Origin of the sequence: Micromonospora sp. NPDC049060 (assembly GCF_040649055.1) — a bacterium.
Lineage (GTDB): Bacteria > Actinomycetota > Actinomycetes > Mycobacteriales > Micromonosporaceae > Micromonospora > Micromonospora reichwaldensis.
This window is the reverse complement of the sequence record NZ_JBEZEV010000003.1, coordinates 184,443-193,593: the sequence shown is the minus strand read 5'-3', so window position 1 is coordinate 193,593 and position 9,151 is coordinate 184,443. Positions and strand designations below refer to the sequence as shown.

The 9,151-nt window shown below is 74.9% G+C and carries 10 protein-coding genes and 1 riboswitch; of the genes, 5 read left to right on the top strand and 5 right to left on the bottom strand.

Translation table 11 applies throughout. The features are described 5' to 3' along the window. Positions 1–111: 111 nt before the first annotated feature. Both mycP and AB0B83_RS02840 read right to left on the bottom strand, forming a co-directional pair. Positions 112–1,359, bottom strand: a complete 1,248-nt coding sequence (gene mycP / locus AB0B83_RS02845; RefSeq protein ID WP_357576690.1) for a type VII secretion-associated serine protease mycosin — start codon at positions 1,357–1,359, stop codon at positions 112–114. 53 nt (positions 1,360–1,412) lie between these two features. After that, positions 1,413–1,754, bottom strand: a complete 342-nt coding sequence (locus AB0B83_RS02840; RefSeq protein ID WP_357576689.1) for a MarR family winged helix-turn-helix transcriptional regulator — start codon at positions 1,752–1,754, stop codon at positions 1,413–1,415. A gap of 211 nt (positions 1,755–1,965) precedes the next feature. On the opposite strand from AB0B83_RS02840, the gene AB0B83_RS02835 reads away from it, so the two are divergent. Continuing rightward, a complete protein-coding gene (locus AB0B83_RS02835; RefSeq protein WP_132231846.1) occupies positions 1,966–2,718 on the top strand; it encodes a carbonic anhydrase in 753 nt (250 codons plus the stop codon). Between the two features lie 97 nt (positions 2,719–2,815). Here AB0B83_RS02835 and AB0B83_RS02830 read toward each other — a convergent pair whose 3' ends face one another. Beyond that, positions 2,816–3,832 (bottom strand): hypothetical protein, encoded by a 1,017-nt coding sequence (locus AB0B83_RS02830; protein ID WP_357576688.1) that lies wholly within the window; start codon positions 3,830–3,832, stop codon positions 2,816–2,818. 3 nt (positions 3,833–3,835) lie between these two features. Next, positions 3,836–3,967: riboswitch (cyclic di-AMP (ydaO/yuaA leader) on the bottom strand. A gap of 166 nt (positions 3,968–4,133) precedes the next feature. After that, entirely contained in the window at positions 4,134–5,483 is a 1,350-nt protein-coding gene (locus AB0B83_RS02825) for a YibE/F family protein (RefSeq protein WP_357576687.1), read from the bottom strand. A 477-nt stretch (positions 5,484–5,960) separates the two neighbouring features. Between AB0B83_RS02825 and AB0B83_RS02820 the strand changes: the two genes are divergently transcribed. Together AB0B83_RS02820 and AB0B83_RS02815 are read left to right on the top strand one after the other, a co-directional pair. Next, on the top strand, positions 5,961–6,593 hold the full coding sequence (locus AB0B83_RS02820) for a hypothetical protein (RefSeq protein ID WP_357576686.1): 633 nt from the start codon (positions 5,961–5,963) through the stop codon (positions 6,591–6,593). Positions 6,594–6,674: 81 nt separating this feature from the next. Continuing rightward, the gene (locus tag AB0B83_RS02815) at positions 6,675–7,307 is read left to right on the top strand and encodes a DUF305 domain-containing protein (RefSeq protein WP_357576685.1); all 633 of its coding nucleotides are present in this window, start codon (positions 6,675–6,677) and stop codon (positions 7,305–7,307) included. A 148-nt stretch (positions 7,308–7,455) separates the two neighbouring features. Here the strand turns inward: AB0B83_RS02815 and AB0B83_RS02810 are convergent, their stop codons facing one another. Next, a complete protein-coding gene (locus AB0B83_RS02810; protein WP_132231828.1) occupies positions 7,456–7,758 on the bottom strand; it encodes a metal-sensitive transcriptional regulator in 303 nt (100 codons plus the stop codon). Positions 7,759–7,908: 150 nt separating this feature from the next. Here AB0B83_RS02810 and AB0B83_RS02805 point away from each other — a divergent pair, with 150 nt between their 5' ends. Continuing rightward, positions 7,909–8,118: a cation transporter gene (locus tag AB0B83_RS02805; protein ID WP_132231826.1), complete on the top strand. Its 210-nt coding sequence runs from the start codon at positions 7,909–7,911 to the stop codon at positions 8,116–8,118. A gap of 29 nt (positions 8,119–8,147) precedes the next feature. Then, positions 8,148–9,146, top strand: a complete 999-nt coding sequence (locus AB0B83_RS02800; protein ID WP_357576684.1) for a hypothetical protein — start codon at positions 8,148–8,150, stop codon at positions 9,144–9,146. The last annotated feature ends 5 nt before the right edge of the window (positions 9,147–9,151 follow it).

The following is a 9,151-nucleotide window of genomic DNA, read 5'->3' as shown; positions in this document are numbered from 1 at the left end:
GGTCCCCCGGGCCTTCGGGCGGCCCCGCCCCCCGGCCCCCCGCCCCCCCCCCCCCGGGGGGCCCCCCCTCGACGCTGTCCGGGCGGGATCGGGGGGTGCGGGAGAAGGGCGTCAGCCGGTCGTGGCGTCCGTCGCGGACGGGCGGCGGCCCGGGCGCCAGCCCCGGCGTCGCCCGCGGATCAGGATCGGCTTGACGGACAGCAGCAGCGCGGCGACGAGCGCGCCGACGGCGGCGGCCCAGACCGCGACGGTGCCCTGCCAGGCGAGCGGGTCCTCGGTGGAGGGCGGTGCCGGCATCGCGCCGGCCGGCGGGTCGGTACGGGTGCCGAGCACGGTCGCCACCGCCCGGTACGGGTTCACCACCCCGTGGCCGACCTCGGCGTTCTTCCCCTCGGGCGGGCTGTCGGCCGTCCGGATCAGCCGATCGGCGACCTGCTCCGGGTCGAGGTCGGGGTGGGCGGCCCGGACCAGCGCGGCCACCCCGGAGACGTACGCGGCGGCGAAGCTGGTGCCGCCCTGCGGCTCGGCGAGGAAGCCCTCGCCCCCGGGGGCCGGGCCGAGGATGTTCAGCCCGGGCGCCGCGAGGTCGACGTAGTCCCCGCTGACCGAGCTGCCCACGTGACCGCCTTCCTCGTCCACCCCGGCGACCGCGATCACTCCCGGGTAGGCGGCCGGGAACGCGGGCCTGTCCTGCTGGTTCTCCTGGCGGTTGCCGGCGGCGGCCACCACGACCACCCCCTCGTCGAGGGCGTAGCGGACGGCGTCGGCGAGATCCTGCCGGTCCAGGGTCACCAGCGACAGGTTGATCACGTCGGCGCCGTTCTGCACCGACCACCGGATCGCGTCGGCGATCTGCCCCGGCAGCCCCTCGTCGACGGTGGTCTTGGTGTCAGGCAGGACGCGTACCGGGAGGATCCTGGCCTGCGGCGCGATGCCGCTGAACGACGCGCCGGTGCCCTCCTTCCCGGCGATGATGCCGGCGACGATGGTGCCGTGGCCGGCGAGGTCGCAGCGGCCCTGCTGCTGCGGCAGGCCGTTGAAGTCCCGGCCCACCTTGACCTGGCCCTTAAGTGCGGGATGGAGGGCGGAGACGCCGGAGTCGATGACCGCCACCGTGACGCCGGCGCCCCGGGAGATCCGCCAGGCCGACGAGGGTTCGAGTCTCCTCAGCGGCCACGGCGTCTCGGCAGGGGCGGCGACCCCGGGGGGCCCGCAGCGGGGGACCGCCGCCGAGGCGGGCGACGGGGCGATGACGGCGGTGCCGAGCAGGACCGCCGCTGCTCCACCGAGGACCGCGCGGGCACCGCGCCCGCCTCGGCGGGTCGGCCCGGTCCCGCCCGGTCGGAAACTCTCGCGCACGCGGTGAGATTACCGCCGGGGGCCGGAGCGGCGTGCCGCCGCCCGGCCCCTCGTCAGGAACGCTCGGTGGCCTCGGCCGGCTCCTGGTCGTCGGCGAAGAGGGCGAGGAGGGCGCCGACCTGCCGGTCCGCTTCGGCGGGGTGCCGGAACCGCCCGGCGGGGTTGAGCGTGTACTCGTTGCGTCGGCCCACCCGGGTGCGGTTCAGGTAGCCGCCGGCCTCCAGGTCGGCGACGATCGCCTGCGCGGCCCGCTCGGTGACGCCCACCTCGCCGGCGAGGTCGCGGAGCCGGGCGGTGGGGTTGCGGGCGATGGCGAGCAGCACGTGCCCGTGGTTGGTGAGGAAGGTCCAGTTGCGGGTGCTCCCGTTCTCCCCTGTCGTCGCCATGCCCGCCATCGTATGGCCCCTGCTTCGTGTTTTCCTGCGCGCCCTCGCGGCCGACGGACGCGCGGCACCCCGACCGCCACCGCGCCGGGGCCGTCGAACACATGAAATGCATATCACGCATCCCTTGACGTATCTTGCAGTGCGTGTGACGGTGGTGGCAGCCCGCGTCCAGCGTCGGCCCGGGTGACCAGGCCGTTCACGTGAGGTAGCGAGGTGTGGGATGAGTCGTCCCGGATCGCCAGGAAGCCAACCGGGCCCGGAGCGGACGCTCCCGGCGCCGGCCACGGGCGGGGCCCCGGCCGACGTCGGCACCGCGATCGCCGTCCCCGCGAGTCCCGAGCAGGCGCTCGCCGAGCTGCACGCCGGCAACCGGCGGTTCGTGACCGGCGCCCCGCGCCACCCCAACCAGGACGCCGGGCACCGCGCCGCGGTCGCCGACGGGCAGCACCCCTTCGCGGTGATCGTCGGTTGCTCCGACTCCCGGCTCGCCGCCGAGATCATCTTCGACCGCGGCCTCGGTGACCTCTTCGTGGTCCGCACCGCCGGGCACACCATCGGTCCCGAGGTGCTGGGCAGCGTGGAGTACGCCGTCACGGTCCTGGGCACGCCGCTGGTGGTGGTGCTCGGTCACGACTCCTGCGGGGCCGTCCAGGCGGCTCGTGCGGCGGACGCCACCGGCACCCCGCCGGTCGGGCACCTGTGCGCCGTGGTGGACGCCGTGGTGCCCAGCCTGCGCCGGGCCGCAGCCGAGGGCGTGCACGACATCGACGGCATCGTCGACATCCACATCGCGCACACCGTCGAGGCGATGCTGGGCCGCTCCGCCGTCCTCGCCGCGGAGGTGGCCGCCGGCCGCTGCGGGGTGGTCGGCATGTCGTACCGGCTGACCGCCGGCGAGGTGCGGACGGTGGCCGAGGTGCCCGCCCGTACGGCCGACGCGCCGGAGGCGGCGGCCAGCGCCGCGCTCGCCTGACTCCGCCCGCCCGGCAGGTCGTCGCGGCGGGCCCGCACGACGACAGAGGGCCGCTCCCGCGTCCGGCGGGGCGGCCCTCTGTGTACGTGTGTCCCGGCTAGAGCAGTGACACGTGGACGTGGTCGGTGTGGTTCGACGGGCCGCTGTAGGAACTCCAGCCCGTCGCCGGGAACCAGATCTGTCTGTTCCAGATCACGTAGTAGATGCCGAGCCGGTCGGCGTTGCGGACCAGGAACGCGGTCAGGTTGTTGCCATACATGTAGGTGTCGTCGTTGTGCCAGGGGGAGAAGCCGCTCTTCTGCAGCGACCAGTCGCAGGCCCGGCCCTTCGGGTGCTCGTACGGCCCGCCGGGGCGGTAACAGCCGACGAACCGGTTGAAGCCGACCCGCTTGACCTCCTTGTACATGTGCAGGGTGCGCGCGGTGATGCGGCCGGAGGTGGTGGGGTCGTCCTCGGTGGGTGACAGCGGCGTCCAGTCGCCGTCGGCCGTCCGTCCCGGCGCGATCTTCGCCACCGGCGAGGTGGCGACCACCTTGCCACTGGTCAGCCCTCTGCCGCCGACCAGCGCGAGCGCCTTCTCCGCCTCCCGCTTGCCGCGCGCCATCTCGTTCGTCAGCTTCTGCTGTTCGCGGACCTCGGTGTCGAGCGCCAGCTTGGCCTGCTCGGCGCGGTCCTTGATCGCGTTCACCTCGGCGAGCTTCTTGGAGTTGACCAGGTTGAGCTCGTCGAGGGCGGCGGCGCGCTTGACGAACGAGTCGGGGCTGGCGGTGTCCAGCAGCATGGACACCGCGCCGATCCGCCCGGTGCGGTAGGACTGGGCGGCGATCTGGCTGACCTGGGGAGCCAGCGCGTTCAGTTCGGCCTGCGCCCGGGAGACCTCCAGGGCCAGTTCGAGCTGGCGCTTCTTCGACTTCGCCAACTTCGCCTTGGCCTGCACGTAGGACCGGTTCCGGGCCTCGATGAGGTCGTCGAGCAGCTTGGGCTCGTCGTCCCCGTGCCCGGAGGGCTTGGGCGGGGTGGGCGCGGCCGCCGCCGGGAGAGGCCCGGCGAAGACCGCCAGAGCGGCGAGTACGGCCACCACGGGCGTCAACCAGCGGCGTAGGGGTGCCGTCACAGTTTTCCCTTCCGTCGACCGCCGACCGGGTTAGCTGACGGGTTCGGGGCGGAAGTGGCCCCTACCGCTGTCGCGGATTCACCCCACGTACCTGGGTCCCCGGTTCGCCTCGCGGCGATTGGGCGGCGGCACCGCAGGCGCCGCTGCGCGCCTTCGGCGGTGACCGGCAGCGAGGTTACCCGAGAACGCTCCCGGGGATCTACGTCCCTAAGCCGACTAAATGCGTTATTTCGTAATGGCGGACGGTGACCAGTGACGCGTTTATCAGGCTGAACGTCCTGTTCGGTCACGCTGAGGAGCGTCACCATGCGGTGTCCGTACTTCTGCGCCCGTCGGGCCATCCGGCGGGAGCGGCGGACGGCGTGTCCCCACGCGGCCCGCTGAGGGCCTCCAGCGCCTCGGACCGGTCGGTCGCCGGACGGGGCGTCGGCGCGGTCGCGGGCGCGGCGCGGTCGGTGGCGTCCCCGCCGCGTCGGCCGGCCGTGGTCACCAGGGCCGCCAGCGCGGTGGTCAGCGGCACGGCGGCGATCAGGCCCAGGGTGGCGACCGCGCTGCGGACGATCTCCTGGGCGAGGAACTCGCTGGTGAGAAGTTGGGTCACCGCCCGCGAGTCGGCGGTCAGCAGGAGCAGCACCGGCAGCGAGGCGCCCGCGTACGCCAGCACGATGGTGTTCACCGTCGAGGCGATGTGTGCCCGGCCGACCCGGGTCGCCGCCCGGTAGAGCTGCCCTCGGGACAGCCCGGGGTTGGCGTGCGCCAGCTCGGTGACCGTGGCGGCCTGGGTCACCGTGACGTCGTCCAGCACGCCGAGGGAGCCGATGATGATCCCGGCCAGCAGCAGCCCGTGCAGGTCGACGTCGGCCTGGTACATCGACAGCGTGGTGGCGTCCTCGGAGCCGAACCCGGTCAGGTGGGTCGCGGCGGTGGCGATCGTGCCGAGGACACCGGTCAGCACCAGGCTGCCCAGCGTGCCGAGCACGGCGACCGAGGTCTGCGCGGTCACGCCGTGGGTCAGGTAGAGCACCACGAACATGATCAGAGCGGCGCCGACGACCGCGACCAGCAGGGGCGGGTTCCCGGCGCTGATGCCCGGCAGCACGAAGGTCAGCAGGATGGCGAAGCTCGCTGCCAGCCCGCCCAGCGCGGCCAGCCCGCGCCACCGCCCGAAGGCGACGATGGCGGCCGCGAAGAGCGCCACCAGCCAGACCAGCGGCTTGCCGCGCTGGTGCTCGGCGATGTTGTAGGTGCTGGCCGTGGGGTCGGCGGGGTCGGTGAGCTCGACCAGGATGATCTCGTCGTCCACGGCGACGGTCGGCGCACCGGGCCCGGCCGGGATCGGCGTCTGGATCTGCTGGCCGGCGTCGGGGCCGTCCTGCACCCGTACGGTGACCGTGCCGCAGGGGCCCTGTGGCGCGTCGGGGCTCCCCTCCGGGGCCTCCGGGGCGGGCGGGCACGGCTCCGTCACCACCCGGGTCACCGTGCCGTGGTAGCGGGGTGCGTCGGTGCCGGTCGCCGGGTCGGGCGCGTCCCACGGCCACAGCACCAGGGCGGCGATCAGCGTGGCGACGAAGAGGGGCACCACCGTCGCGACGAGGATCCGCCGCACCCTCGGCGGGGCGGACGGAGCGGGACGGGTGTGGTCGGCGCCCAACGTGAGTCTCCCAACGAGTCCAGGGCGGGGTACGGGCCGGCGGGCCGGTCGGTTCAGCGTCGCCACGGGTGCGGGGGCGGGAACCGCCTCCACGTGGCACTGTGGTCACGTGCCGTGGCCGTCGGCTCCCGTCCGGCGACGGGCGGTCGGCGCCATCGCCCGGCGGAGGGCGCGGCGCGGGTGGTGCGGAGTCCGGAGGGCCACCGGCCGAATGGTAGCCACCCCGGCATCGGGGCGCAGGTCGTGCTGGTGGTGTCGCGGCGCGGACCTTCGCCACGCCCGCCCGGCACGCCCACGCGCGGGACCTGCGCGCGCCCGGCCGCCCATGTTTCGGCTGCCCACGCGCGGGACCCATACGTGCCCGACCGGCCCACCTGCGCCGTTGACGCGCGGGAACCAGTGCCGGCCCGCACACGTGCGGGGGCCGGCCGTGGGTGGTGCCCCTGCGGCACGGGCCGACGCGCTAGCGTGAGGGACGTGCGGACGACGGTGACGGCGGCGCGTGGCGCGCGGCTCCTGCTGCTCGTCGGCACGCTGCTCGGGCTGGCCGCGATGCACACGATCGGCCACGACTCGCACCAGACGGGTCATCCCGCGAACCCATCGGCGCACGCCGCCGCCGCGCCCGGCCCGCACGCCGCCGCGCCCGGCCCGCACGCCGCCGCCGCGCCCGCGCCCGTTCCGGACGCCGCTCCCGCGCCGGCCCGGCACGCCGCCGCCCGGGTGCCCGTCGTCTCCGCCAGGCACGCCGCTGTGGTGTCCGCCGCGCATGCCGCTCTCGCGCTCGTGCCGCCCCCGCGGGACGTCAGCGCCCCGCACGCCGCCGGGCCGGCCCTCCAGACCGTCGTGGGCTGTCCCGGGGGCTGCGACTCCGAGGAACTCCTGCCCGCTGGCGGCCGCACGGGTGGAGGGCTGCCCGGGTGGGGCGTGTGCCTGGCGGTGCTGGGCGCGTTCACGGCCGCGCTGCTGCTGGCGGCGCTGCTGTCGGTCCGCGTACGCGCCGTCAACTCGACCGGGGGCGGTCCGGTCGGCGCCTTCCCGCCGCCCCGGGCCCCGCCGCCCCGGCCGGTCGGTCTGCGGCTCGCCACGGTCTCGGTGCTGCGCAGGTAGGACGCGTTCGACGCGGTGCGGTTGCACGCCGTTCCGCGTCCCCGTCATGCCGCGTACGTTCCGACACCGAAAGGTTCCACCATGACCACTCGTGCCCTCGCGCGCCGTGCCGCCCTGGCCGGCGTCGCCGTCACCACCGCCCTCGCCCTCGCCGCCTGCGGCGGCGACGACCACTCGCCGCCGGGGGCGGGGCACGGCACCCCCGGCACCGGCGGGCCGGCCGCCACCGCCACCGCCACCGGTTCGGCCGCGTTCGGCGATGCGGACGTGATGTTCGCCCAGATGATGATTCCGCACCACCAGCAGGCGGTGGAGATGGCCGAACTGGCGCCGACGCGGGCGGCGGATCCGGAGGTCAAGCGGCTCGCCACGGAGATCAAGGCCGCCCAGGGACCCGAGATCGCCACGATGAGCGGTTGGTTGGCGGCCTGGGGGCGGCCGGTGCCGTCGCCGGGCGGCATGCCGCACATGGACCACGGCATGCCCGGCATGATGTCCGACGCCGACATGGCGAAGCTGGCGGCTGCCACCGGCCGGGAGTTCGACCGGCAGTTCCTGACCATGATGATCGCCCACCACGAGGGCGCGATCACCATGGCCCGCGACGAGCTGGCTCGGGGCGTGAACGCGGAGGCCAAGGCATTGGCCCAGCAGATCGTCAGCACCCAGCAGGCGGAGATCGACACGATGCGCAAGATCCTCGGCCGGTTCTGAGCCGCCCGCCCCGGCGTCCCCGCCCGGGGGCGCCGGGGCACCGTGGCCGTACCGCCCCGGGGGCGCCGGGGCACCGCCACCGGATCCGGCCGGGAGGGGCCCGGCGCGCGGAACCGGTGCGCCGACGGACGAAGGAGCCTGCCGGTGGTCAGCCGCGCTTCATCAGGCGGCCGACGGCGGCCATCATCTCGGTGGCCATCTCGTCGGCGCGGCCCTCGGCCGCGCCCTCGCGCATGCAGTGCCGGGCGTGCCCGTCGAGCAGGCCCAGCGCGACCTTGTCCAGGGCGGCCTGGATCGCGGAGATCTGGGTGAGCACGTCGATGCAGTAGCGATCCTCGTCGACCATCTTCTCGATGCCACGGACCTGCCCCTCGACGCGGCGCAGCCGCGCGAGCAGCTGATCCTTGGTGGCGGTGTAACCCCTGGTCGGGGTGGGCGTCGGTGTGGTCATGGGGTCGAGGATACCGTACCCCTCGGGGGTATGGTACGTTCGCTTCCAGCCGGGATACCCCCACCGGGTACCGGTACGCGGCACAGGCACCGGTCCGCCTCCGATTTACCCCTGGGGGGTATAGGCTGGAGGCGGCGAGAGGAGAGTTCCATGATCACCACGACGTACCAGGTGCAGGGCATGACCTGCGGGCACTGCGCCACCGCGGTCAGCACCGAGGTCGGCGCGATCCCGGGCGTCAGCGACGTCCAGGTCGACGTCGCCGCCGGTCAGGTCACCGTCACCAGTGAAGGTCCGTTGGAAACCGACACCGTGCGGTCCGCCGTCGACGAGGCCGGCTACGACCTCGTCGGCGCCTGACGGCGGGCACGGGGGAAACGAGGCACACCATGAACACGGCGACGAAGCTGAGCGGTTTCGCCCTCGGCCTCGCGGTGGTGTTCGGCGCGACGTACGGGGTCGGTCGGGTGGCCGACCCCGTGGCGCCGCCCGCCGAAGCCCCGCACGACGCCACCGGGGGGCACGGCGACGGCGGCGAGGACGGACACGGGGGCGACAACGGCGCGGCGGCACACCTGCCCGGCGGCCTGCTCGTCTCCGACCGCGGCTACACCCTGCGCCCGGTGGACGCCCCGGCCGGGCAGTTCGCCTTCCAGGTCACCGGTCCGGACGGCCGGGCGGTGACCGCGTACGACGTGGCGCACGACAAGCGCATGCACCTGATCGTGGCCCGCCGCGACCTCTCCGGCTTCCGGCACGTGCACCCCGAGATGGCGCCGGACGGCACCTGGCGGGTCGACTCGCCGCTCGCCGGGCCCGGCGTCTGGCGGGCGTTCGCCGACTTCACCCCGACCGGGGGCGAGGCGCTGACGCTCGGCGTCGACGTGACCGTCCCCGGCGCGCTGACCGGGCGGCCCCTGCCCGCGCCGGCGACCAGCACCACGGTCGACGGCTACACCGTCACGCTGACCGGCGCACCGGAGCCCGGCCGCACCGCCGAGCTGACCCTGACCGTGAGCCGCGCCGGCGCGCCGGTCACCGACCTGGAGCCCTACCTGGGCGCGTACGGCCACCTGGTGGCGCTGCGCCAGGGCGACCTGGCGTACCTGCACGTGCACCCGCACGGCGAGCCGGGCGACGGACGGACGCGGCCCGGCCCCGAGGTGAGCTTCTCGGCGGAGATGCCGTCGGCCGGGGCCTACCGCCTCTACCTGGACTTCAAGCACGGCGGCGTGGTGCGTACCGCCGAGTTCACCGTCGTCGCCGGCAGCCCGACCGCGCCGGGTGTCCCGGCGACGACCAGCTCCCCGACGGCGGGCACGCCCGCCGCCACGAGCTCCCCGACCGCTGGCGCCGACCATGGCGTCCCCGGTCACGGGCACGACTGACGGGA